The organism is Devosia algicola (assembly GCF_028816455.1).
GTDB lineage: Bacteria > Pseudomonadota > Alphaproteobacteria > Rhizobiales > Devosiaceae > Devosia > Devosia algicola.
In genome coordinates, this window is record NZ_CP118246.1 from 2,740,941 (window position 1) to 2,765,141 (window position 24,201).

General features: G+C 58.6%; 25 protein-coding genes and 3 pseudogenes. 13 read left to right on the forward strand and 15 right to left on the reverse strand.

Annotation, left to right across the window (positions count from 1 at the left end; translation table 11 throughout):
- Window positions 1-23: 23 nt before the first annotated feature.
- Window positions 24-452 (reverse strand): iron response transcriptional regulator IrrA, encoded by a 429-nt coding sequence (gene irrA, locus PSQ19_RS14595; protein ID WP_407649161.1) that lies wholly within the window; start codon window positions 450-452, stop codon window positions 24-26.
- Window positions 453-648: 196 nt separating this feature from the next.
- Here irrA and fabA point away from each other — a divergent pair, with 196 nt between their 5' ends.
- The 10 genes from fabA (at window position 649) to PSQ19_RS14645 (ending at window position 7,672) form a co-directional block, all read left to right on the forward strand.
- Window positions 649-1,155: a bifunctional 3-hydroxydecanoyl-ACP dehydratase/trans-2-decenoyl-ACP isomerase gene (gene fabA / locus PSQ19_RS14600; RefSeq protein WP_282218326.1), complete on the forward strand. Its 507-nt coding sequence runs from the start codon at window positions 649-651 to the stop codon at window positions 1,153-1,155.
- A gap of 43 nt (window positions 1,156-1,198) precedes the next feature.
- A complete protein-coding gene (gene fabB, locus PSQ19_RS14605) occupies window positions 1,199-2,422 on the forward strand; it encodes a beta-ketoacyl-ACP synthase I (RefSeq protein ID WP_282218327.1) in 1,224 nt (407 codons plus the stop codon).
- Window positions 2,423-2,593: 171 nt separating this feature from the next.
- Complete coding sequence (locus PSQ19_RS14610) at window positions 2,594-3,166, forward strand: TetR/AcrR family transcriptional regulator (protein ID WP_282218328.1); 573 nt, start codon at window positions 2,594-2,596, stop codon at window positions 3,164-3,166.
- The gene (locus PSQ19_RS14615) at window positions 3,150-3,926 is read left to right on the forward strand and encodes an FAD-dependent monooxygenase (protein WP_282218329.1); all 777 of its coding nucleotides are present in this window, start codon (window positions 3,150-3,152) and stop codon (window positions 3,924-3,926) included. The genes PSQ19_RS14610 and PSQ19_RS14615 overlap by 17 nt, the downstream gene beginning before the upstream one ends.
- A complete protein-coding gene (locus PSQ19_RS14620; RefSeq protein WP_282218330.1) occupies window positions 3,919-4,377 on the forward strand; it encodes a Rossmann-fold NAD(P)-binding domain-containing protein in 459 nt (152 codons plus the stop codon). Before PSQ19_RS14615 ends, PSQ19_RS14620 begins: the two co-directional genes overlap by 8 nt.
- 217 nt (window positions 4,378-4,594) lie before the next feature.
- Window positions 4,595-4,921 (forward strand): carboxymuconolactone decarboxylase family protein, encoded by a 327-nt coding sequence (locus tag PSQ19_RS14625; protein ID WP_328517664.1) that lies wholly within the window; start codon window positions 4,595-4,597, stop codon window positions 4,919-4,921.
- A 125-nt stretch (window positions 4,922-5,046) separates the two neighbouring features.
- Window positions 5,047-5,631: a sigma-70 family RNA polymerase sigma factor gene (locus PSQ19_RS14630; protein WP_282218331.1), complete on the forward strand. Its 585-nt coding sequence runs from the start codon at window positions 5,047-5,049 to the stop codon at window positions 5,629-5,631.
- A complete protein-coding gene (locus PSQ19_RS14635; RefSeq protein WP_282218332.1) occupies window positions 5,576-6,061 on the forward strand; it encodes a sigma-70 family RNA polymerase sigma factor family protein in 486 nt (161 codons plus the stop codon). The genes PSQ19_RS14630 and PSQ19_RS14635 overlap by 56 nt, the downstream gene beginning before the upstream one ends.
- A 20-nt stretch (window positions 6,062-6,081) precedes the next feature.
- On the forward strand, window positions 6,082-7,203 hold the full coding sequence (locus PSQ19_RS14640; RefSeq protein WP_282218333.1) for a nucleoside hydrolase: 1,122 nt from the start codon (window positions 6,082-6,084) through the stop codon (window positions 7,201-7,203).
- 25 nt (window positions 7,204-7,228) lie between these two features.
- Window positions 7,229-7,672 (forward strand): DUF1772 domain-containing protein, encoded by a 444-nt coding sequence (locus tag PSQ19_RS14645; protein WP_282218334.1) that lies wholly within the window; start codon window positions 7,229-7,231, stop codon window positions 7,670-7,672.
- A 61-nt stretch (window positions 7,673-7,733) separates the two neighbouring features.
- On the opposite strand, the gene PSQ19_RS14650 is transcribed toward PSQ19_RS14645, so the two are convergent.
- Both PSQ19_RS14650 and PSQ19_RS14655 read right to left on the reverse strand, forming a co-directional pair.
- Window positions 7,734-9,116, reverse strand: coding sequence for a serine hydrolase (locus PSQ19_RS14650; protein WP_282218335.1), 1,383 nt, complete (start codon window positions 9,114-9,116; stop codon window positions 7,734-7,736).
- A 179-nt stretch (window positions 9,117-9,295) separates the two neighbouring features.
- Window positions 9,296-9,907 carry a rhomboid family intramembrane serine protease gene (locus PSQ19_RS14655; protein ID WP_282218336.1) on the reverse strand — a complete coding sequence of 204 codons (612 nt, stop codon included), beginning with the start codon at window positions 9,905-9,907 and terminating at the stop codon, window positions 9,296-9,298.
- A 261-nt stretch (window positions 9,908-10,168) separates the two neighbouring features.
- Here PSQ19_RS14655 and PSQ19_RS14660 point away from each other — a divergent pair.
- Both PSQ19_RS14660 and PSQ19_RS14665 read left to right on the forward strand, forming a co-directional pair.
- A pseudogene (locus tag PSQ19_RS14660) lies at window positions 10,169-11,524 on the forward strand (enolase C-terminal domain-like protein).
- 345 nt (window positions 11,525-11,869) lie between these two features.
- Window positions 11,870-12,757 (forward strand): SH3 domain-containing protein, encoded by an 888-nt coding sequence (locus PSQ19_RS14665; protein WP_282218337.1) that lies wholly within the window; start codon window positions 11,870-11,872, stop codon window positions 12,755-12,757.
- 40 nt (window positions 12,758-12,797) lie between these two features.
- On the opposite strand, the gene PSQ19_RS14670 is transcribed toward PSQ19_RS14665, so the two are convergent.
- The 5 genes and pseudogenes from PSQ19_RS14670 to PSQ19_RS14680 all read right to left on the reverse strand — a co-directional run.
- The gene (locus PSQ19_RS14670; protein WP_282218338.1) at window positions 12,798-13,571 is read right to left on the reverse strand and encodes a hypothetical protein; all 774 of its coding nucleotides are present in this window, start codon (window positions 13,569-13,571) and stop codon (window positions 12,798-12,800) included.
- Window positions 13,572-13,724: 153 nt separating this feature from the next.
- A complete protein-coding gene (locus tag PSQ19_RS19475) occupies window positions 13,725-13,889 on the reverse strand; it encodes a hypothetical protein (RefSeq protein ID WP_328517665.1) in 165 nt (54 codons plus the stop codon).
- Between the two features lie 34 nt (window positions 13,890-13,923).
- Complete coding sequence (locus tag PSQ19_RS14675; RefSeq protein WP_328517666.1) at window positions 13,924-15,633, reverse strand: putative bifunctional diguanylate cyclase/phosphodiesterase; 1,710 nt, start codon at window positions 15,631-15,633, stop codon at window positions 13,924-13,926.
- A gap of 200 nt (window positions 15,634-15,833) precedes the next feature.
- A complete protein-coding gene (locus tag PSQ19_RS19930; RefSeq protein WP_407649163.1) occupies window positions 15,834-16,049 on the reverse strand; it encodes a CorA family divalent cation transporter in 216 nt (71 codons plus the stop codon).
- A gap of 4 nt (window positions 16,050-16,053) precedes the next feature.
- Window positions 16,054-16,968 (reverse strand): annotated as a pseudogene (locus tag PSQ19_RS14680) (CorA family divalent cation transporter); the annotation flags it as partial.
- Between the two features lie 106 nt (window positions 16,969-17,074).
- On the opposite strand from PSQ19_RS14680, the gene PSQ19_RS14685 reads away from it, so the two are divergent.
- Window positions 17,075-18,517, forward strand: a complete 1,443-nt coding sequence (locus PSQ19_RS14685; protein WP_282218340.1) for a mechanosensitive ion channel domain-containing protein — start codon at window positions 17,075-17,077, stop codon at window positions 18,515-18,517.
- Between the two features lie 194 nt (window positions 18,518-18,711).
- Here the strand turns inward: PSQ19_RS14685 and PSQ19_RS14690 are convergent, their stop codons facing one another.
- From PSQ19_RS14690 to PSQ19_RS14720, 7 genes and pseudogenes are all read right to left on the reverse strand, one after another.
- Window positions 18,712-19,764 carry an ABC transporter ATP-binding protein gene (locus PSQ19_RS14690; protein WP_282218341.1) on the reverse strand — a complete coding sequence of 351 codons (1,053 nt, stop codon included), beginning with the start codon at window positions 19,762-19,764 and terminating at the stop codon, window positions 18,712-18,714.
- A gap of 51 nt (window positions 19,765-19,815) precedes the next feature.
- Window positions 19,816-21,072: a GH116 family glycosyl hydrolase gene (locus PSQ19_RS14695; protein WP_282218342.1), complete on the reverse strand. Its 1,257-nt coding sequence runs from the start codon at window positions 21,070-21,072 to the stop codon at window positions 19,816-19,818.
- A 1-nt stretch (window position 21,073) separates the two neighbouring features.
- The gene (locus tag PSQ19_RS14700) at window positions 21,074-21,454 is read right to left on the reverse strand and encodes a hypothetical protein (protein WP_282220780.1); all 381 of its coding nucleotides are present in this window, start codon (window positions 21,452-21,454) and stop codon (window positions 21,074-21,076) included.
- 79 nt (window positions 21,455-21,533) lie between these two features.
- Window positions 21,534-21,950, reverse strand: a pseudogene (locus PSQ19_RS14705) (hypothetical protein); the annotation flags it as partial.
- Window positions 21,847-22,401: a GH116 family glycosyl-hydrolase gene (locus PSQ19_RS14710; protein WP_282218343.1), complete on the reverse strand. Its 555-nt coding sequence runs from the start codon at window positions 22,399-22,401 to the stop codon at window positions 21,847-21,849. The gene PSQ19_RS14710 and the pseudogene PSQ19_RS14705, both read right to left, overlap by 104 nt.
- A 20-nt stretch (window positions 22,402-22,421) precedes the next feature.
- The gene (locus tag PSQ19_RS14715) at window positions 22,422-23,273 is read right to left on the reverse strand and encodes a carbohydrate ABC transporter permease (protein WP_282218344.1); all 852 of its coding nucleotides are present in this window, start codon (window positions 23,271-23,273) and stop codon (window positions 22,422-22,424) included.
- On the reverse strand, window positions 23,270-24,181 hold the full coding sequence (locus PSQ19_RS14720; RefSeq protein WP_282218345.1) for a carbohydrate ABC transporter permease: 912 nt from the start codon (window positions 24,179-24,181) through the stop codon (window positions 23,270-23,272). The genes PSQ19_RS14715 and PSQ19_RS14720 overlap by 4 nt, the downstream gene beginning before the upstream one ends.
- Window positions 24,182-24,201 lie beyond the last annotated feature (20 nt).

A 24,201-nucleotide genomic window follows, 5' to 3' on the forward strand; every position in this document is an offset into this window, starting at 1 on the left:
TTTGATAAGAGAATTTGCCGCTGTCAGCTATGTGCCTTGCGAACGCGTACCACCACGTCAACATGAGTGACGACCATACCGTCAGGCGCTTCGGGCAGCGCCTGAAAGGCAACGTCGGTCGCCGGAATGTCGATCATGCGCTGTTCGTCTTCGACATAGAAATGATGATGATCAGACGTGTCGGTATCGAAATAGGAGCGCGAGGCATCCACCGCGACTTCGCGCAAAAGCCCGGCTTCATGAAACTGATGCAGCGTATTATAGATGGTGGCCAGCGAAACATTGACGCGCGACACACTGGCCTCGGAATGCAATTGTTCAGCACTGACGTGGCGATGCGGACCGCCAAACAGCAGTTCAGCCAAGGCGACGCGCTGGCGGGTGGGGCGAAGCCCGGCCATGCGCAAGACTGCTGTAAGGCAAGGCTTGCGGGATGGGTGGGTTCGGCTCATCTGGGTTCGATCAGGCATTGGGTCCTTGATTGGCAAAGGGCCGGAATAAAGCCCTATCTTATAGCCAGAGCGGGCCAATGGCACAAGCGCTGGACAAAAACAGGGCTAACGCCACAATTGTTATTGACCTTTGGCTCACTTGACCCCCCTGCTCGTGCCCTCTACAGAACGCCGAATGGTTAACCAAGGGGCCGACATGACTGAACGCGCACACCAATTCAGTTACGAAGAATTGTTAGCCCATGGCCGGGGCGAATTGCCGGGCCAGATGGACGCCCGACTGCCCGCGCCGCCGATGCTGATGTTCGACCGTATTACCCATATCGGGGAAAAAGATGGCGAATTCGGCAAGGGATCAGTGGTCGCCGAACTCGACCTGCATCCCGATCTCTGGTTTTTCAAATGCCACTTCATCGGCGACCCGGTCATGCCCGGCTGCCTGGGGCTGGATGCGCTATGGCAGATGGTGGGCTTTTATCTGGGCTGGTGCGGTTCGCCCGGTCGCGGACGAGCCCTTGGCGGTACTATCAAATTTACCGGGCAGGCCACCACCGAGGTCAAGCTGCTCGAATACCGCATCGACATCAAGCGCCACATGCGCACCCCCTTGCCTTTTGGTATTGCGCAGGGTCAAGTCAAAGCCGATGGTCAAACCATTTATGTTGCAGAAAACCTCCGCGTTGGCCTGATCGGCGGCACCTGAACGTCGCGACATCATTGAGTGCACACACTATCAAGAGGCTAAGATGAGACGAGTAGTTGTTACCGGTATTGGGATCATTTCATCAATCGGCAACAATCGCGCCGAGGTGCTGGCCAGCCTGCATGCCGCCAAACCCGGAATCAGCTTTGCCCAGGACTACGCCGATCTCAACTTCCGCTGCCATGTGCATGGCGCGCCCAGCATCGACCCGTTTGAAATTCTGGACCGGCGTACAACGCGGTTCATGGGCAAGGGCGCGGCCTGGAACTACCTGGCCATGCAGCAGGCCATCGAAGACGCCGGACTTGACGACAAGGACGTCAAGAATCCGCGCACCGGCATTGTCATGGGCTCTGGCGGCCCCTCGACCCGCACGGTGGTGGAAGCCGCCGACATAACCCGCGACAAGGGTCCTAAGCGCATCGGACCGTTGGCCGTGCCCAAGGCCATGAGTTCGACGGCCTCGGCAACGCTGGCGACGCCGTTTGGTATCAAGGGCATCAATTATTCTATATCCTCGGCCTGCGCCACTTCCAAACATTGCATCGGCAATGGCTATGAGCAGATCCAGATGGGCAAGCAGGACATTGTCTTTGCGGGCGGCCATGAGGATCTGGACTGGTCGCTGAGCAATTTGTTTGATGCCATGGGCGCCATGTCGTCCAACTTCAACCACAATCCGCAAAAGGCATCGCGCGCCTATGACCGCGACCGCGATGGCTTCGTCATTGCCGGCGGCGCCGGGGTGCTGGTGCTGGAAGAACTTGAGCACGCCAAGGCACGCGGCGCCAATATTCTGGCCGAAATCATCGGCTATGGCGCAACGTCCGACGGCTACGACATGGTGGCTCCCTCGGGCGAGGGCGCCGAGCGCTGCATGCGGCTGGCGCTGGAAGGGATCGACATGCCGGTTGACTATATCAACCCTCATGCCACCTCGACCCCGGTCGGCGATGCGCGCGAAATGGACGCCATTCGTGCTGTTTTCGGCTCTGGCGAAAAATGCCCGCCAATCTCGGCAACCAAGTCGCTGACCGGCCATTCACTGGGCGCAACAGGGGTGCAGGAATCGATCTATTGCATCCTGATGATGCGCGAAAAATTCCTGTGCGAGAGCGCCAATATCGAAAATCTCGATGAAGCCTTTGCCGACATGCCAATCCTGCGGGCGCGGCGCGACAATGCCAATATTGGCGTGGCGCTGTCCAACTCCTTTGGCTTTGGCGGCACCAATGCGACGCTGGTATTCAAGCATCCCGACGCCTGATCTGCCTGACGTTTTGCCAACCATCCTCGTGCGTCGCGCCGGTTGCGGCGCGCTGGCAGCTTCAATGACAACCGCGATAATTTTGCGCGCGTAAACCGCTGGGCCGCGGCGGGTGAAAAATTTCACCACAAGTATATTGACCGACCGATCGGTCAGGCGTAGTTTCGCACCATGCCACCAGCTGACACACGACAATCCATTCTGCACGCCGCGATCCTTTTGATGGGCCAGAACGGCATGGACGGGGTAACCGCCTCGGCGCTGGCGCGCCAGGTCGGCGTCAGCAAGGCCACCGTGTTCCACCATTTCCCCACGCTTGACGAAGTGCCGATTGCCGCGCTCGACCTGTTCACCGAGATGATGGTTCCCCACGATCCTGATGAATCAGCTGATCTCGAGGATATTCTTGTCGCTTTGGGCGCGACCAGTCTGGATCTGAGCGCCAAGCAAAGCGGCCTTGTGCAGGCCTATTGCGGCTTTGTGACCAAGGCCATGTTCGAGCAGCGCCTCAAGGTGAAACTTGTCGCTGAAATGGATGCGGCGGTGGCTCGCCTGGCCGCAGCGCTGGCCGAAAAAACCCGAAATGCCGCCATGGCAAGCGAACTGTCGCGGCTGTGCCTTGTCACCATGGATGGCTTGATGATCAACGCCGCACTGACCGGTGATGCACAGGCCCAGTTGGCCTTATGGCGCCCGATGGCACGGCTTCTAGCCAAGGAGTATGGACATGAAAATAGCAATTAATGGCTGCGGTATTGCCGGTCCGACGCTGGCGTGGTGGTTGCGGCGCGACGGCCATGAGCCGGTATTGCTGGAACGCGCAAAACAGGTGCGGGAAGGCGGCTACATTATCGATTTCTGGGGCACCGGCTATGATGTCGCCGAACAGATGGGACTTTTGCCCGCCCTGAAGACGCGGGGCTACAATATGGAGCACCTGCTCACCGTAACCGCAGGCGGGCGGACGACATCATCGATAAACGCTACGGTCTTCGACACGCTCGCCGAGGGCCGCTATTTCAGTATTGCCCGCAGCGCCCTGTCGGCAGGAATTTTTCAGGCCTGCGAGGGCATCGAGACCCGCTTCGGTACCGAAGTCACGCAGATCGATGATCGCGGCGATCAGGTCATTGTCGGTCTGTCCGATGGCACCAGCGAAAATTTCGACCTTGTTGTCGGCGCCGATGGGCTGCATTCCAAAATTCGCGCTCTGGTGTTCGGACCGCAAGAGCAATTTGAACAACGCCTGGGGTTTCACGTCGCCGCCTTTACCATGAACGGCTATCAGCCACGCGACGAATTGACCGTCGTGTCCCATACAGTGCCGGGGCGCTTCTTGTCTCGGGTAACGCTGCGCGACGACCGGACCCTGGTGCTGATGGTCGTCGCCGACGAATATCTGCGCAAAATGTCTCAGGACGCCGATGCGATTCGCAATGAGACTCAAAAACATTTTCAAAGATACCGGCTGGGAAAGCGAGGCGATCCTGGCGCGGATGGATGAGGCCGACGATCTATACTTCGACCGTGCCAGCCAGATCCGCATGCCGCATTGGAGCAAGGGGCGCGTCGCACTGATCGGGGATGCGGCGGCCTGTCCCTCGCTTCTGGCGGGCGAGGGCACCAGCCTGTCCATGACCGAGGCGCGCGTGCTCGCCGGTGAGTTGGCCCGCTCTGGCGGCGACGTGGCCGCCGCGTTTGATTGCTATGAAAGCCAGCTCAAAACCTTCCTGGTTAAGAAGCAGGATGCGGCTCTGCGCTTTAGCAGCTACTTCGCGCCGAAATCATGGATAGGTCTGGTCGCGCGTGACCTGATGTCGAACATCGCCTCGGTGCCGATCCTGGCTAAATGGATGCTCGCCAGCGCCTTTCGCGATGATCTTGAATTGCCCGATTACGATAACCACGTGCCGAACCGGCAGGCGACCACACCAAAGGGTAAACAATGGGCGTGACCATTGGTGTTACCAAGTCTGCGGCCCGACCGGAAACGGGTGGGTAGGCTCGGTTCGCGGGATAAAATCGGTCGCCGCCTCCAGGCTCTTTATCGACGCGCAGATCATAGCGTGCGCGTCGCCGCCATGCTTCGAACTGGTGCGGTAAGAGCCAAGGCCCTGTCACAAATCGAGCGTGCACATCGTCATGTGTGTAGCCTTGAATTGGAGACCGAAAATGAAACCACGAATGAACTATGGCGCAAGCGCGTCCGAGGTGATGCAGGCCATGCTGGCACTTGAGGAAGCGACGCATAAAATGACCATTTCACCGCAATTGCGCGAACTGGTCAAAATGCGTGTCTCACAAATCAATGGCTGCGCCTATTGCCTGCATATGCATGCTCCGGACGCCCGCAAGTCCGGGGTTTCGCAGGAAAAGCTCGATGTTCTGGCGGCGTGGCGCGAAAGCCCGGCCTTTGACGCGCGCGAACGGGCGGCACTGCGCTGGGCCGAATCACTGACGCGAGATCGAGGCCACGGGCGTTCCCGACGCGGATTATGATGAACTGGCAGCGGTGTTTGATGAGCGCGAGCGCGCTGAACTGACGCTGGTGGTCAATACCATAAACGGCTGGAACCGCTTGGCCGTGGGGTTCCGATCCGTTCACCCGGGGCGGGCCGAGGCGCATGATCACTGACGATAAATTCGCCGCATTCGAGGCCGAGCGTCGCCGGTTGGCGGCGCTGGCCTATCGGATGACCGGATCGGTTGCCGATACCGAGGACATGCTTCAGCAGGCCTGGATCAGATTTGCCGGCCAGGACATTACGGTGATTGACAATGTCGCCGCCTGGTTGCGATCGGTGGTCATGCGGCTTTGTCTCGATCATTTGACATCAGCCAGGGCGCGGCGGGAGACCTATGTCGGGGCCTGGCTGCCCGAGCCGCTGGTGCAGGAGCGCGCCCCAAGCCCGGAAGATCAATGGATGGTTGCCGAGGATGTGACGATGGCGCTCATGCTGACACTGCAGACCCTGTCGCCCGAAATGCGCGCCGCCTTCATTCTGCGCGATGCCTTCGATCACTCATTCGATGAGATATCGGCGATTGTCGGACGGTCGCCAACGGCATGCCGCCAATTGGTGTCCCGCGCCCGCCGCAGGCTTTGCTGGCGCCGAGCCACCGGTGCAAAAGCCGCTCGAGGAGGCCCGCCCCTTGATGACGGCCTTTTGGCAGGCAAGCCGCACGGGGGACATGCAGGCGCTGCGTGACCTGTTTGCCGAAGATATCGAGCTTCACACCGACGGCGGTGGCGAAGTCGTTGCCGCTATCAATATTCTTCGCGGCAAAAGACGCGCTATCGGTTTGTTCGTCGGACTGGCGCGCCGGAGCAAATATCTGTTACCGCCCTGTCCTGAACTCTGCACCATCAATGGCGCGCCCGGATTTGTTTCGCTGGAGCCCGGCGGCGTGCTTCAGACCACGGCCATCGATATTGCCGAGGGGGTCATCCGCGCCATATGGATCGTTAGAAATCCCAAAAAGCTGCGACATCTCAAAACGCCCCCGTCAGTTGGCACCTTCGGGACCTATGCGAAAACCGAGGTGATCAATTACGAACCCTGCAGCGACCAACACCGTTCAGATGTGGGGCAACAGGAGCGAAAATCCGGCCCGAAATACTACAACCAAAACCAGTAATATCAGCAGGAGAGGCGAGGATGCCAAGGCTTGGCAGGATAGCCACCAGAACAGGTCTTGCCATCGCCGTTCTCATCGGCGTGGTCGCGCTGCTATTGGCCCTGCCTGTTCCCGTCTGGCGGACCGGCCGCCTCCCCGAACCGCCGCTGCCAGTTATCGAGAGCGGACCCCAAATCGAACTGTCTCATCGCGTCTGGATCGATACCGACGCCGCCTGCGGTCTGTCGCGTCGGTCCGACCCCGACGATTGCCTGACGCTGATGCTTTTGGCACGCGCGCCCAATATCGAGATTGCTGGCGTTTCAAGTGTGTTCGGGAACGCCGCGCTCAAGGACACGGATCGAACCGTACGAACGCTGGCGGATAAGCTTCGCGCCGAAGGGGCAAAAGTGCCGCAAATCATGCGCGGAGCCGCTGCACCGGGCACCCCGTCAACACCGGCAGAGGCCGCGCTTCAGCAAGCCCTTGCCCAAGGCCCGCTGACCATTCTCGCCCTTGGACCGTTGACCAATATTGCGGCCGCGCTCCAAGGTCGCGCTGCGCTGCAAACCAATGTTGTGCGGATCGTGGCCGTCATGGGTCGACGACCCGGCCATATTTTTCATCCTTCCGAGGGGGTGGGGCACGGCATGCTGTTCGGGCACGGCCCGGTCTTTCGCGATCTCAATTTCGACCTGGACCGCGACGCTGCCGTCAAAATTGTCGCCATGGGACTGCCGCTATCGCTGATCCCCTATGATGTTGCGCGTGGTGTCAGCCTGACCAGCGCCAATCTTGATACCATCTCCCATGCCGGTCCGGTCGGCGATTGGGTGGCCTCGGGCGCGCGCGGATGGCTCGACTTCTGGCAGACCGATATCGGGCTTCCGGGGTTCCATCCCTACGATCTATTGGCAGGCGCCTACCTGCTGGACCCCGCGTTCTTTGATTGCGCGATGGTCAATGCCTGGGTCGGCCACGACGATCAATTGCACAATCTCTGGTTCAGCGATCCCGTGGCACTTCAGGTCGCTGTGAGGGCTAACGCTCCCGGCGCCCCGCTTGCTGAATCATCGGCGGTTTATTGCGTGACCACCGATGCTGCGTTGGAACCCTGGCTGATGAAGCGTTTGGCGGGCGGGACGACGCAGGCCCATCTTTAGTGAACGAAGAATGAGGATAACAGATATGATAGTTCTCAGAATCATCGCGCTGGCCCTCATGGCGCTCATCCTGATCCCCAGCGGTGCGCATCTGTTCGAACTGCCCGGCAAGATCGGCCTCGACCGCGACAGCTATTTTATCGTGCAAAACATCTATGCGGGATGGTCGTTGTTTGCGGTGCCGATCTTTGCGGCGATCCTGGTGAATATCGGACTCTATTTCATGGAACGGCGACGCCATCCCGCAACCGCGCATTGGGCACTGATCGCGGCATCGCTAACCGTGATCAGTCTGGGAATCTTTTTCGCATGGATATTCCCGGCCAATCAGGCGACTGCCAACTGGACGACCCAGTCCGAGAACTGGGAGGCCCTGCGCCGGAATTGGGAATATGGCCATGCAGTCAACGCCGTCGTCGTGGGCTGCGCCCTGCTGGCATCGGTTCTGGCAATTGTGAAGCGGACCTAACACCGGCGGGCAACCAGTCGCCAGTCGACATTAGGCGATTGGCCTAACGCGCGTTGCACCCCTATTCAACACGGGTGGCGACCTGATCCAGACCATTCTGGTGCAGGGTCAGGGTCGCCACACCCTTGTCGTCGGTGCCAAAAGTGATTTGGGCATCAACGGCCCGGAAGAAAAAGCGATTATCGCTTTCGGGAAAAATCGCCAGGCGCTGCTGGCCGGTCAGTTGGGCAAACAGGCGGTTCTCCTCCTGGGCAATGGTGATCGTGACCCCAGGTGCCAGTTCGTAGGTACCCACATGAGTAGCAAGGATAGCCGGGTCGACGGTCACGGCCTCCCGCCGCGTTGGCTGAGGTTGCAACGGCAGTGTGCTATCGAGCAGGTGCAGGCCGATATCTTCGATACCGCTGTCGGTGACCATATTGGACAGGACCACCACACCATTGCCGCTGTCGCGATCAAAACCGGCAAAGCTGCGGAAACCACCAGTGATACCGTTGTGCCAGGCGATGTCGCGACCGCCCTCCATCAGGTTGAACCAGCCCAGACCGACGGTTTGGTCGGGGCTGCCCGCCGGTCTTGTGCGGTCCAGCATGATCGCGAAGGCCGGCGCCAGTGGGCTCTGTACCTGGCCGCTGGCCGCAGCGATGAATTTGGCGAGGTCCGCCGCACTGGTAACCAGCCCACCCACCGGGGCAAAGGCGTCCATGTCCCAATGCGGAACCTCATCGCCTGCGGCATCGTGACCCGACGCCATCCCGGCGATGGGCTCGCCGGTTGTAGCCAGAAATGTCTCGGTCATTGCAAGTGGATCAAGAATTTCCTGCTGCAACAAGTCGGCATAGGACATGCCGCTGACATGAATGACGGCCTGCGCCAGCAGGGCGATACCGACATTGGAATATTCAAACTTTGCGCCAATGGGGCGCGGCAGTTGATATTCTGAAATCCACGTCATCAGCGCCTTGGCGTCGTAGCCCGAATAGGGGTTGGCCGGACCTTTGGCCATGATGGCCCTCGGAAGGCCGGAAAAGCCGGCGCTATGGGTTGCCAGATCGAAGGCGGTAATCGCCTTGCCGTCGCGTTCGGGCAAAATCGTTCCGGCGGGCAGGTAGTCGGTCAGTGGGGCATCGAGATCGATGCGCCCGGCCACCACCTGTTGCGCCAGCAGCACATTTGTCATGACCTTGGTGATTGAACCGGCTTCGAACAGCGTGTGCTCGTCGACCGGTGTGCTGTCGCCGGTGTCAAGCGTGCCGTACGAGACAAAACGGGGGACGCCCGCCTCGATCACCGCGACAGCAATGCCGACATTGGCCTGATCGCGATCAATACGGTCGGTGAGGATTTGGGTAATTTGCGCGTTTGTGGGCATAGCGGGCTGTTGCGCGAGGGTAGCGGTGGCCATCAGCGCCGCCGATGCCAATCCGATGATGATGGGTTTCATTATGCACTCCAAGGCTGGCGAGATCGAGCCTGTGAGCATGCAACTCGATGGGGCAGGGATGTGGCAGTGCATCGCTACGGCGTCGGTTTTACCCCCGCGGGCTGACTGGCGGACTCGACGCCGCATCGGAGAGCCTACGGTTGCAATTGGCATGACCATCGCTGCAGCCGCGTCTGCGCTCAGGCGACCATGATCGCCAGCAGCGCCCCGGCCAGTGCGCCGGCGCCGTGGATGTCTTGGCGCACAAGCAATATCAGCACGGCGCTCGCTGCCAGAACACGCATGGCGCCGCTGCCCGACAGCGCGTGCCGAAAATCAGGCGGCCAACGCCGCCGATCAAGCGAGGGGGCGACCAGCAGGACACCGGCCAGCGCGCAGATGGCGATTGAATTGCCGGCCCCGATGGGCTGCCACGCCAATGCAATGGTTTCGGCGGCAAGCCCGCCCAGAGCGTAGATGCCAATCCACGTCCAGCGTGTCAGAACCTGCTCGGCCAACCCGCCAATGACCAGCAAGGCGGCAATATTGGAGAGCCCGCCAGCAAGCCATCCGTCCTGGAAAAACAGCGCTGTGCCCATGCGCCACCATTGACCGGCAAGGATCGCCGACGCGCTCCTTTGCATCACGAGAAGAATTTCAGGGTCGGCAAACTGAAGCGCAAGGCAGGCGGCAAGGAACGCGCTCACTAACAGCGTCAGGAGCGGCAGGCGCCTGGCCCGGTCGCGGCTCTGAAAAGACCCGGCGATGATCGCCATTATCCACACACCCTGCAATAGCAATGTATCGATCATGATCTGTTTGCTCTGATATTGGCACCGCCGTCAGGCCAGGTGCCTGGCAGTGCCCTGGATGATGATATCGAGCCCGGCGGCAAACATCCTGTCCTGCGGAGCCGGCGGGTCGTCGGGTTAAATCGTGACCGATGATGGTCGATGGACGGGGCATGCCCCGGTTTCCAAACGCCTGACGAGGTGGCGAAACCTTGTTCGATCTCTAACATGCTGTCATAAAATTACAGCCGCCGGGAGGGGCAAATGGTCCAGAGTTCTCCGATGCCCACACACGGCGTTTCCGCCGCACCCAAAATCGTCGCAATGGAGGTTGTTCCGGTAGCCGGGCGCGACAGCATGCTTTTGAACCTTAGCGGTGCACATGCACCGTTTTTCACACGAAATATCGTCATTGTGCGCGATAATCTTGGCCACACCGGGCTCGGGGAGGTCCCCGGCGGAGAGGCAATCCGTGCGACACTTCGGGACGCTATCCCGCTGGTTATCGGCAGGCAATTGGGGGACTATCGCGCCGTGCTCCGAACCATTCGGAACGTGTTTGACGGCCAGGACGAAACGGGCCGGGGACTGCAAACCTTTGATCAGCGCGTTGCGGTACATGCAGTCACCGCAATCGAGTGTGCGCTGCTCGATCTGTTCGGCCAATTCCTTGACCTGCCGGTGGCATCGTTGCTCGCCGATGGTCCGGTTCGCCGGGACGTCGAGATGCTTGGCTACCTGTTTTTCATCGGTGACCAGCAGAAAACGGGGTTACCGTACAGACAGGTAACGGGCCGCGCCGATGACTGGACGCGCCTGCGCAACGAACCAGCGCTCGATGCTGCGGCGGTGATAGAACTGGCTGAAGCTGCACAATCGCACTATGGCTTTCACGATTTCAAGCTGAAAGGGGGGTGCTGTCGGGCGAGGACGAGGTCGAGATCGTTACCGCTTTGGCCAAACATTTTCCGGACGCGCGGATCACTCTGGATCCGAACGGCGCCTGGCCCCTAGATGCCGCCATTGGCTACGGCAAGGCGCTCAAGCCTGTGCTCGCCTACGCCGAAGACCCATGCGGCCAGGAACCCGGTTATTCAGGACGCGAAACCATGGCCGAATTTCGTCGTGCCACCGGTCTCCCTACAGCCACCAACATGATCGCCACGGATTGGCGCCAGCTAGGACACGCGCTGCAAGCGCAAAGCATCGATATTCCATTGGCCGACCCGCATTTCTGGACCATGCAGGGATCGATCGACGTGGCTCAGGCTCTGCGATCGGTGGGGACTGACATGGGGGTCGCACTCCAATAATCATTTCGACATTTCGCTTGCGATGTTTGCGCAAGTGGGCGCGGCGGCGCCTGGGCGCATCACGGCGCTCGACACCCATTGGATATGGCAGGATGACCAACCCCTGACCCGCGATCCGTTGCGCATCGCCGGTGGCAAAGTCACACTGTCTGAGCGCCCCGGACTTGGCATCGAGCTTGACCGGGCTGCCCTTGAACGCGCCAACGCCCTCTACCACTCCCTCCCGCAAGGTGACCGCGATGATGCCACGGCCATGCGCTACCTCATCGAGGGTTGGCAGTTTGACCCCAAATGTCCCGCGATGGTGCGAACCGATGCCGGATAGGGCTCCAACAGTTGGGGAACGGTGAGCGACACAAATTTTGTGTGTTGAGGCCATTGAGCATGGCCTGTCCAGCCCGATCTCGTTCCGGGTTACCGCTTGAGCATAAAGTCGAGGGAATATATCTTTCGACACCAGGGCGGACAATCTGAGCGACACCTTGCCGCCCATCCACCTGGCCATCCGCGCTACCATATGGATGGCGCACGCAATTTCCGGGAAAGGCGGCAATAACAATGGCTCTGGACCGATTGACCACATTGTTACGCGTTACGGCGCTCGTCTGCCTCACGGCCATGAGCGCCCAGGCCGAGGACAATCTTGGATGGCACGGCCAGAAAGCGGCCAATGGCGCATCCCTGTTCTACGGTATCCCGCAGACAGATCACGCCCCTTTATCGTTCTCCTGCGCGCAAGGCAGTAACGAGCCTTACCTTTGCACTCGCATTCGCGCCCATCAACGCGCTCAACGGTGTCGAGGTCGAAGTCCTGCTTGAGGCTGGCGATCTCGCCGTGCCGATTGCCACAACCGGCACGCGGATAGAAATGGACGACAGCTTCATCCTCGAAGGCCGCATAGCGCTTGATGCCAAACTTACCGACCTGCTCACCGCGGGCGGCACGCTCAGTGTCTTTGTCGAGGATGGCGCCGAGGAATTTCCACTCGGCGGCGCGCGGGAAGCCGCGACGTCGTTGATTCAGACCTGTGTCGGCAATAGCGCCAGCGTGCCGCCATCGGGGACCAAACTGTGCAATCTGGCAGCATGGATCATGGAGGAAGCGCCGGTCGATCTCGCCCTGCGTACCGGGCCTGGCCCTGGCTACCCGGTGGTTGCTACCGTGCCCGGCCCCTATACTGATGGCGCCGAGATCTATTTTCCCGAAGTGACGATCACCGGCTCTCGCGACGGCTGGTTCCAAATTACCAAGATTGTCACCGATCTCTATGGTGGCCTGGACACTGACCCGATCACCAATTTTGCTGGTGAAGGCTGGTTGCCGGGCAATGTCCTCCGACTATGGGTGCAATCAGCGCAGCTGCGAACCGGGCCGTCTGCCGACGCCCCGATTGCCTTCACCCTGGACGATAGCGGCAGCGCCGCCGACATTTTTCGTGTCGACAATCTGCATCAATGCGAAGACGACTGGATCGAAGTGGATGGTACCGCCTCAAGCAAGCGGCTACGCGGCTGGACCAACCAAAGCTGCGCCAATCAGGTCACAACATGCTCATGAGGTGGCCGGGCTTGTGGCCTGGTGCGCGTTCGCTCTTTCGCTATAATTGCAGGCCGGTGCGAAACAGCATTTGCAAGGCAATGGCGAGCACGATCAGCAGGCCGATGCCAATATATGAAATCTGCGGCACGGCGCCGGATTCGCCGTAATCGTTGCGGTCCCTGTTGAGTCTGATCGCAAACATGCCGGTCAGCGGCGCCACGAAACCGACAGCCAGAATCGCTAATGGATAGGCGGGAATTGTCAGCAGCAACACCGCACAACCGCCCAGCAGCCACGCCAGAAGGCCGAGCCTGTATATTTGGGGACGAAGCGGTTCATCGCGATTGGTGAGGTTCAGGAAACAGGGCGCTGATAGACGTGCGACGAAGATCAGGCCAACAATACCAGCCGCCAGTGCCAGCCATGCCAGCAGGCCCGCACCAGCACCCAAAGCCGTCAGCGCCGTCGCGATGTCGCCCTCGGCATAGAACGGGGTAACAATCAGATACCCCATAGACATCGCCATGCCCATGACGCCAAGCCAGAGCGTCAGATAGCGGGCGAAGCCCTGGCCGCGCATTTGAGCATGGATCAAGAGCATTATGGCACCAACAAGCAGGCTGGCGACTGGGCCGGATAGCTCAATGGTGGCGACATCGCGTGCCAGGGTCGCGGTATCGGTTTCGTGCACCGCGTAGACCACTGGATGATATCCAAGGGCAAGCGCGGTTACGCCGTGGGCAAATTCGTGAAAAATCAGCGTGGCAAGTGTCGCCGAACCGAACGCTACTGCTGACTGGATCAATGGACGATAATTTTTGCCGTTCAACATGCATGGTCCAGACTGTGGCCGCTACAACCGGGCATCATCAGCGCCAGCATGGTGCACTGCAGCGTGCCGGGCCCGGCACCAGCATTCCCCTACAATAGCGAAATGGCAATCGCTTTCGCCAAAACCCGACCTTGAACAACCAATATCATGGTTCTATTCAGCCAGAGCCTGAGGTAGCTCAGCGATAAAACCGGCAACTTCGGCTTCGCGAACCGGCGCTGAATAAAGATAGCCCTGAATATACTGCCCGCCCAGTTTGGCAACAACGGTCAACTCTTCATGGGTCTCAACGCCCTCCACGACGCAACTCAGGCCCATGTCCCGGCTGAGCGCAAGGAGCGATTTGACGATTTTATAGGCTCGCGGGGTTTGTGTCCAACGAGGAGACAAAACTTCTGTCAATTTTGATCTTTGTCAGGGGGAGCGAGTGGAGTTGACTGAGGCTGGAGAATCCCGTGCCAAAATCATCCAGGGCAATGCCGCAACCAAACAGTTTGAGTGTTTCGATGGCCGACTTTGCCTGGGCAAAATCATACATCATCGCGGTCTCGGTAATCTCCAGATCGATGCGTTTTGGATCGAAGCCACTCTTGTGGATGATACCCATGATGCGGGCCACCCCTTCGTCAGAGCTTATGTCATGGGTTGAAAGGTTGAACGAAAGCCGCATGGGATCGGGCCAGCGCGACGCGGCGGCGAGTGCCTTTTGCAGCAGGACCCGCGTCAAACCGCTGACTAGGCCTGCCCGTTCAGCAACCGGGATGAAGGATTTCGGCGGCACATCCCCCAGTACCGGGCTGTGCCAACGCGCCAGGGCTTCCAAAGCAACAGTTTTCTGGCTGAGGGCATCCACGATAGGCTGGAAATGGACTTCCAGTTCAACATCAAGGTCCGCGGCGCGCAGGGTTTGCTCGATCCGCGCGTTCTTTTCGATTTCGGTGATTTGTGTCTCGGAGAACAGCACCGCGTGACCGCGCTTCACACGCTTGCCATTGTAAAGTGCATAATCGGCGCGTTCATAAAGCTTGCCGGGACTATCGGCCAGTTCGGGAAAAACCGCCAAACCCATGGATCCTGAAATCTGCACGGTGGCGCCGCTCAATATGAAGGGTTCGCGCAGGGCCGCGCAAACGCGATCTCCAAATTCCAGCAGGTCCGCGTCATCAAGCCCGCCACTTGCCAATAATGCAAATTCATCGCCACCCAGTCTGGAAACGAAGGTATTTTTGTCGGCGATGGTCAACAGGCGTTGCCCCACAGCAACCAGAAGTTGGTCGCCAATCACATGCCCATACAAATCATTTATCGGCTTGAACCCGTCAAGATCGACAATGCCAACGGCAACGCGTGTCCCCTGCGATCCGGCGACAGCAAACACCTCATCGAGTTTTGAAAAGAATTGCCGACGATTGGCAAGCCCGGTCAAACTGTCGAGGTTGGCCATGCGAAAGTTTTCCCGGTTGGCGGCCTCGAGCGACGTGCGCGTATCAATGGACGATGCGAAGTGACCCGATTGTACAAAGACCACCATCAGTAAAGCGATAGTGGCCAGCCCAAGATTGGTCGTCATGGCAACAAAGGACGGGACGCCGGAAAAGCCAAAATGTACTGAAAAGAAAACAGCGATAACAATCGCGACGATAAAGGCCGCAGACCGCAAATGCAGGAGGCAAACGACGACGCAAATGCCGGTAATCGCCATGAAAAATGCGACACTGCTTTGCATGTCGTGGCTGCCATAAGGCGCCAGCGATAGCGACCAGACCGAAATGACAATAGCCATTATAAGCGCGAACCTGTTGGTACGAAGCAATGCCTTGCGGGCAATTTCAGCGGACGGCGTGCGCCGTCTGGACCGCCACCATCCGAAAACACGGACGCCGCAGACGAGTGAGAATACAATGGGAATATGGACAACAAGCCATTGGGGTGCTGCATCCAGAAAGGTGCTGGCAACGGACCATGTGCTGATGAGCAAAATGGAATACATGACAGGAATTTGCCGCGAGAAGACCTCGTACTGGGCCTTTAGCAATTCCGGGTTCTTATCTGCGCTGGGCACAGAAAAGAACTCTTTACTGTGCGCGAAAATTGAACCCAATACGATAACCACCCGTCCAACCGCACACCATGCTCTGTTACTGACATAGAGTGCGCGGGTAAATATTACGTTGCGCCTACATACTTAACACAACACTATCCTGGACTCAGAGCCTATCAATATAGCCAAGTAGAAAATGCCGTTGAATAGATGGCAGCGCGTCACAGCCATTTCAGTAATCTGAATATGAAGAGTTCAAGCCCAAGTAACGCCACCATGATGCCGCAAAAAATCCAAAAGGCGTTCTGGTTGTCGACGCCCGGCATGCCGCCGACATTGACGCCCAAAAGGCCGGTCAGAAAGGCAAGCGGCAGGAATATCGCCGAGATGATTGCCAGTACATAAAGGGTTTTGTTGCTCGATTCGGCGAGCCTGATTGGAAATGTCGTCCTTGATCACCGTTGCTCGCTCCCGCGCGGTGTCGATGTCTTCGAGATAACGCAGCAGCCGATCTATAGACTCGCGCAGATGCGGCATGCAGTCGTCGCCAAACCATGCCGGTGGCTCGATCAAGAGCGCTGTCAACGCGTCTTTTTGCGGTGAAATATAACGTCGGTAGATCGCCGCGTGCAGCCGGATTTCGGAGAGCTGTTTTCGTTGCTCGGCAGCGCGTGCAAGGTCAAGCGACACTTCAATCGCTTCAAGCTGCTCGTCCAGTGAATCAATGGCGTCCGCCATGCGCTCATTGATGCGGTGGATCAGTCGTTCAAACAGGCTGGCAGCATTTATTGGCCCGGTGCCAAGCTCCAGCAATTGCGCCAGTACATCGCGAGGGGTCATCAGCCGTTCCTGGCGAATGGTAATGACGCGTTGCCCGTCTGACCACATGCGCATGGCAACCATGTCGGCAGCGTCCGCGCCGACGTTGGTGTTGACGCCGCGCAAAATGGCGACAAAGCCCTGTTTGCCATGGAATACGCGGGGTCGGGTTTCCTCCGCGATCAGCGCATCGCTGGTTGGCGCCGTCAGGCCGCTATGATTGATCAGCCAGTCCTGAACGCGAGGCGAGTCCCGGTCGAGATGAACCCAAAGCGGTCCATGGTCGGGTTGCCAGCTTTCGACCGCGTCCCAGCCAATCAGGGTCGCCGAGCCGCTGCCATCCAGCCTGCAGGCAAAAAGGAGCCCCTCCTCTTCACTGACGCTTGTAGCGACGCCATCCATATTCTTCTCCAATATCGTGCCGGAATCATTGCCGGTGGCAACGATTGGTCCTTTTGAATCGCGCCCGTCTTTCTGGATAAGAACAAACTCAAGCCCGCTCCGCCACCCCCAACCCGTTGGGGCGCATTGAGACATTGCCCCCCGCAAACGCTATCGGGGCGATCATTTGGCGTCGGGCTATTAGGCGCTGGGCCAGTTGGGCGCTAGAGTGCGGCACGAGGGAGCGATGGTGGAGGTTGCGATGGATGCCCCGATAATTCTGGCGCAGGTGCAGATGACGCCAGCCGCACAACCAGAGACGGCCGAAACCATTATCGAGGACGTGTCATCTGGCGTTGCCCCGATCATGCGCTTTGTTACCGACACTGCCGAGGCGCTAGGCCACCAGTTCTTGTCCTATGAAGGTCTGTTCCAGGTTGGAACGATCCTCGGCGCCTTTGTTGTATCCTGGCTGGTTGCCGGCCGCTTTCGCCCGTTTCTTGCCCATGTCTGGCCAGTAGCAGAGGGAGAAACCGCTTTTGTCAGGCTGACAAGGATGGTGGTGTTACGGCTCGCCTTTCCGGTGCTGTTCGTGCTGGCGCTGTGGATGGCAACGGCCGCCTTCAGTTCGCTCAACACCGGTAACGATCTCATCCGCACCGTGGCAAGCCTGTTGCAAGCCTGGGTCCTCATTCGCTTGTTTTCGACCTTTGTGCGTGATCCATTCTGGTCACGCGCCTTTGCCTCGGTGGCCTGGTTCATCGCCGCGTTGAATATTCTGCGCCTGCTCAATCCTACCATCGCGTTGCTCGACAGCATGTCAGTCAGCGTTGGCGCCGACCGGATATCTGTCTTCATGGTCATCAAGGGCGTGGTGGCGCTGACGGCGCTGGTCTGGCTTGCATCCATTATCAGCCGGTTTGTCCAGTCGCGCGTCGACCGGCAGGATAATCTGCCCGCTTCGGTCAAGGGGCTCGTCAGTCAGGCGGTCCGGATCGTTTTCCTGTTTGCCGCCATCATGCTGGCAATGAATGTAATCGGCATCGATCTGACGGCTCTTGCAGTATTTTCCGGCGCCGTTGGTGTCGGCATCGGCTTCGGGTTGCAGGCCATTTTCAGCAATCTGGTTTCGGGCATCATCCTTCTGGTCGAGCGCAGCATCAAGGTTGGTGATTTTGTGGAACTGGAATCGGGACTGACGGGGGAAGTGCGCGAAATCAATATCCGCTCGGCGCGCATCACCACCAGCGACAATGTTGATATTCTGGTGCCCAATTCCGAATTCATCAATAATCGCGTCACCAATTGGACATTTCGGGACAATTACAAGCGAACCCGCATACCGTTCGGCGTTGCCTATGGTACCGACAAGGAACTGGTCAAAAAGGCGGCGCTGGAAGCGGCCGAGACAGTACCGCATATGTTGAAGGGCCGAGGTGCCAAGCCACCCGAAGTCTGGCTGGTCAATTTCGGTGAAAGCAGTCTCGACTTCGAACTCGTCGTCTGGATCAAACCAGAATCGGTAAAGCGCCCCGCCAAGGTGCATGCCGACTACAATTGGGCGCTGGAAACCGCGCTCGCCAGTCACGGCATCGAAATTCCGTTTCCGCAACGCGATCTTCACATCCGCTCGGGCGAGTTGCCGGTCAAACTTACCGGGCAAGCCCCCAAGAAATCGCCATCGCGGGGCGGTTCGTCTTCATGATGGTGAAACGATGAGGACGGGCGTGGCCCGACACCGGATTGTCTTTTTGGGCGCAGTGAAAACCCCGGTCGCGGACATCCTGGACATCACTGGATGTTCCAATTTCAACAATATCAACTGGTAATAGCCCTCGACACCCCGCCTCCAATGCCGACAGAGTCTGCTGCCGGGGTCTGGAAAGCCAGATTTCCTCCCTATTTCAGATAGGCTTCGCGCCAGTTTTCCGAGGCGCCGATTGCCAGGCCGGTCGCGTCGAACAGATGCACAAAATCCTCATGGAAGCCTATACTCAGCGTATCACCCGATTGCGTACCGCGAATGCCGGTCAGGGCTGCGGTGAAGGGTTCTCCAGATTTTAGCGCCGCGTGGATGATGGTCTGCGACCCCAGCACCTCGGTAGTCTCGACCTGAGCCTCCAACGGTCCATCGCCGGCATGGCTATGCTCAGGCCGGATCCCCAGCGTAACCGGACTGCCATCCGCCAGCGCGATCTGACGCCCCGGCAGTGGAATCTTGGTCCCGTCGGCAAGCGTCACGGCGAGCCTGTTATCAACCCGCTGGACTGTGCCGTTCAGCATGTTCATCGGCGGCGCGCCAAGAAATTTGGCGACGAAGGCATTCCGCGGCGTGGCATAGAGTTCGACGGGCGACCCGACCTGCTCGACTTGTCCCTCGCTGAGCACCACAATCGTATCGGCCATGGTCATGGCCTCCACTTGATCGTGTGTCACATAGATCATCGTCGATCCGAGCCGCTTGTGCAGACTGATGAGTTCGCCGCGCATCGTGACCCGGAGTTCCGCATCGAGATTGCTCAGCGGCTCGTCGAACAGGAAAGCCCTGGGCTCCTTGACGATTGCCCGACCGATGGCGACGCGCTGGCTCTGCCCACCGGAAAGTTGGTTTGTTCGTCGTGCCAACAAATGTTCGATCTGGAGAATATTGGCGGCCTTGGCCACCCGTGCCGCGATCTCATCCTTGGGCAATCGCTGGTTCTCCAGACCAAACCGCAAATTTTCGGCCACGCTCATATGCGGGTAGAGCGCATAGGATTGAAAAACCATGGCCATACCGCGCGCCGAAGGCAATAAATGGTCGCAGCGCTGGCCGTCAATGTGTACCTCGCCTCCGCTTACCTCTTCAAGCCCCGCCATCATGCGCAACAGCGTAGATTTTCCACAGCCGGAGGGACCGACAAAGACGGTGAACGAGCCCTCATGAATGGCGAGATTGATGCCATGGATCACCTCCAGGCCCTGGAAGGCTCTTGGTGACCGACTTGAGTTCGATTTCGGCCATCAGGACACCTCGAGCGCGATGCTGTCACCGGCCTTGAGAGCAATGACATCGGCATGGCTTCGGCCGTCGACGATGATCTCATTGGCAGCAAGAGCGCCGCCATCGACCGACAAATTGATGGCGTCGCCAACCCTGGTCAATGTGCCAAATCCCGTGCCTGCTGACCAGAACAGGCTGTAGTCGCCGTCCGCCTTGGGTGCAAAGCTCAAGCGGCCCGCCACGAAGTCTGCCGAAAGTCCCGAATACGCATTCACCAACTGCCAAGCGGACATTGAGCGGGCATAGTAGGAGCCGCATTCGATATTGTTCCAAGGGTTGCGGCGGGCGCCATCATAACGGTCGCGCGCGGCACGGACGATATCCAGTCCCTCATCGACAAGACCGTGCATGATCATGTGCGAAGCCGACATATATTCGACACCCGTCCAGACCTCTTCTGCATAGGGGGCGGCCACCATCGGCTGACGGATGCCTGCTGGATAGGTGGCGATCAATAGACCACCTTCGCCTTCATAGGCATAATTGCGGCAGGGGTTGAAATGACTGGTCAGTGTCGTTCGGAAATTGTTGCCATGAACAGATTTGAGTGCGGTCTTTACCTTGCTGGCATCAAGAAACCCGCCAAGTCCGGCAACTTCGGCATGCCATTGTCCCAGAATCTGGTCTGATATGCAGCCCTCGCCCATCTGATATTTGAGCCCGGAAAATTCATCCGACCAATAGGTCTCCATGATGCCGTCGGCCAGAACCCCGGCGTTGCGGCCCACATCGAATGGGGTCAGCACAGATCTGTCGGACAGGTCGATCTTCTGGATGAACCAGCGTCCATTGAACAGTTCACTATTGATAAAGTCGGCACCGGCCTTGCCCATGCGGTCGGTCTGCTCGGCCAGCGCATCGTCACCCATTGCCCTGGCCATCTCCGCGGTGGCCAGCAAGGCAGCCACATACATCGAATTGAGCCATGAATTGGGCTCGAAAAGCTCCATGTCGAGCGTCTGATGCTGGCGGCCGGAGAGAATGCCGGTCTGATCGGGGTCCCAGCGATCCTGGTTCTCCGGGCTCCAGGCATATTCGATGGCGCGCTTGAGTTGTGGCCAGTAGCGGCCGAGCCAGGCGTTGTCCCCCGAGAGTTTCCAGTCGCGATAGGTCTTGATGATGGCACCGAAATGTCCGTCGGCGCAGGGACCGATGACGTCGAATCCGGAGCCAAGCGGTAATTTCTGTCGGAACGTCAGCCCGCCACTGGGCAGCATATTATAGGTGAGTCTCGGTCTCGCGCAAAGTCCGCTCTATCGCGGGGAAAAGATGCGGCAGGGCCTGCTGGTAGTTCCAGACATGGGTACACGACCCCTCGCATGACCCGTCATGTGTATGCTGTCCCTCCCAAGCCCATAATTGACCCTGTTCGAGCCGGATAACCGTTGCGGTCCTAAGCAGGGCGAGCGTTGCGCTGGCCGCATACTTGATTTCGGCAGGCAGGGTGGTGCCAAAAAAGCTGTCGCGGAACGCAAGGGTGGCCCCAGTCAGCGTGTCCCAGCGGGTTAACGCATCGGTGGCACAGACCAGCGAGTCCGACCATTGCGTGGAATAATAATTGGTCCAGGCTCGGCGTCGCCTGATCGGGGATTTCGCCATCGGGCTTGGGCCGGAACGCCCAGTAAATATCACCCTTGGGAAAGCTCCAGGAGATGACAAAGCGCACCGTCTTTCGCCCACCAGCCGGCACGGTGATGCGCGCGCCAAGCGTGGCGTGTTCGGGTTGCTTACTCATATGCTTGCTGGCGCGTGGCTGGTCATAGTGCCGTTGTGGCAACCTGCCAGCGCGCGCGAATTCTTTCCAGAACACCGCCAGATCGTCGAACCACTGGCCGCGGAAATGATGGTCGATATGGTCGACGTCATCCGCGTCGGTGGCAATGGTAAGGTCGCCACGCTGCGTTTCGGGCAGATCATTATCGGTCGAGGTGAGATGCAGTGAACTGATGCTGCCCTCCTGCCGGAACCTATGGCGCCCGCTATTGGAGCCGTCATTGCCCAACGTTCCCGCCAGCGTATAGGTAAGGCTCGTCGGCGGTGTCGTTGACCACCTCGAACTGGAACATGCCAACTGGCATGGACGAATCCCGGTCATTGTGCGGAATAAACGGCGACAATGCCGTCATTCGTACCCCGCCTGGAAACTGGTTATCTGAAAATACCAGGTCGGCGGTGGGAAAGCGGCCGTAAAAATCGACCTTGTCGAAATGGGGTACCCCTGCCAGCGTCTGTCGGTTTGCGCCATGGCCAAAACCATCGAACATCTTGCGCATGCCTGGCGCGCCCGTCGGGTTGAGATCATAGGGACCATTGAGCACCCGGGCGTCGACAAGTTCACCGTTCTTTTCGGCCTTAATGGCGAAGTGCGAATAGCCATTATAACCCTGCAAAGCCGGCCGGTTGCGGATGGACCAGTCGATCAGCCTGCCGCTGCCCGAGATCGAAAATCCCCCTGAACCAATACCGCCGAGAGGAAAGGCCAGATATTGGGTGCGTTCGCCCGAATAGTGAAACGTGTCATCAACGGCGCGTAGATCATCCCACATGAGTCAAATATCCTTAAAGTTCAATTTTTGATGCCACTCATTGTGATGCCTTCGATCACGAATTTCTGGGCGATGAGGAAAAGCAGAACAACCGGCAGGATCGACAGGCTCATGGCGGCCATCACCACCGAAAGATTGCCCGCGCCCAGATAGCCGCGCAGCACGTCCATCGCCAGCGGCAGGGTCATCTGGTCCTGCTTGCCGAGCAATACCTTGGCCTGGAAATAGTAGTTCCAGGTCTGGGTAAAGGTGATGATGCCAAGCGCAGACAATGCTGGCCGCAACTGGGGGAGCGAAATTCGCCAGAAGATCTTGATATAACCGGCGCCATCCATCAGCGCCGCTTCCTCCAGCGCCTTGGGCTGACTGACCATGAACTGTCGCATCAGGAACACGCCAAAACTCGAGGTCAAATACATCAGCGCCAACCCCATAGGCTGGTTGACCAGACCGGTGCGCGCATAGCCAAGATAGATCGGCAGGATGGTGACCTGCGCGGGAAACATCAATCCGACCAGCAAAATGAAGAACAGCGCGTCGCGCCCGCGAAACTTGAGCCGGGAGAATGCGAACGCGGCGAGCGAGCACGTGATCAACTGGCCAATAGTCACAACCACGGCGATCATTACCGAATTGGCATAAATCCTGATGAAGGGCACCTTGGAATTCAGCACCGCCCAGTAATTGGTAAGGTCAAGACTGGGCGGCAGGAAACTCGGCGGCATCTTGTAGGCATCCGAAACCGAGCGAAATGACATCGAGAACAGCCACAGAAATGGCAGCAACATGCCGATGGCCAGCAACATCATGCATGCGATGATGGCCCAGTCTATTATGCGCTTGGCGGAGCGCGTCTGCATCATTGTGTTCATTGTTGAACCCACCGACGGGAGAGGAGCTGTTGGATTGCGGTGATGACCAGGATGATCGCGGTCATGACCACCGAGATTGCGGCGGCGTAACCGATCTGGAAGCTGCCGAAACCCTCCTCGACGATCAGGATCGACAGCGACCGCGTCGTGTCACCAGGCCCGCCCTGGGTCAGAATGACAATCGATTCATAGACCTGCAGCGCGCCGATCGAGGCATAGACAATGCAGAAAAACACGACCGGCGATATATAGGGCAGGGTGATGCGCATGAATTGCCGCCATGCAGGCGTCCCGTCCATCACCGCCGCTTCGATAATCGCCTTCGGCACCCCCTGCAAGGCGGCGATAAAGATGATCATGAAGAAGCCGGTATTTTTCCAGACATCCATGATGATGATCGAGGTCATCGCCTGATTGGCATCAGTCAGCCAACGCACGCCTGGCAGGCCGATCAGCCGCAGATAATAGTTTATGACACCCAGATCGTCGCCATAGAGATAACTCCAGACGATCGAGACGAATGCCGCCGCGATGATGACCGGCAAGAAAAATGACAATCGAAAGAAATAGAGCAGCCAGCCTGGCATCATTCGGTTCAGTGCAATCGCCAGGACGAGCCCGATGGAAACGTTGAATGTTACCGCAAAGAAGGTGAAGCGCAGCGTGTTCGACAGGATCTGCAGCGACCGTCGATCTGAAAAAAACCGCACAAAATTGTCGAATCCCACCCAGTGCGAGCCCAACATGGGATCGAAATAGGCAAAGGCGAGAATGCATGTGACGACCACGGGCGCCAGCACGAAGGTCAGATAGAGCACTGCAGTTGGCAGCACGAAGAGATATCCCGTGCGGGCCTGCGCTCGGCTCAATTCCGAGCGGCGGTTTCTTGAAACGTCGATGGCTGTCATGATCCGGGGTCCGCACAAAA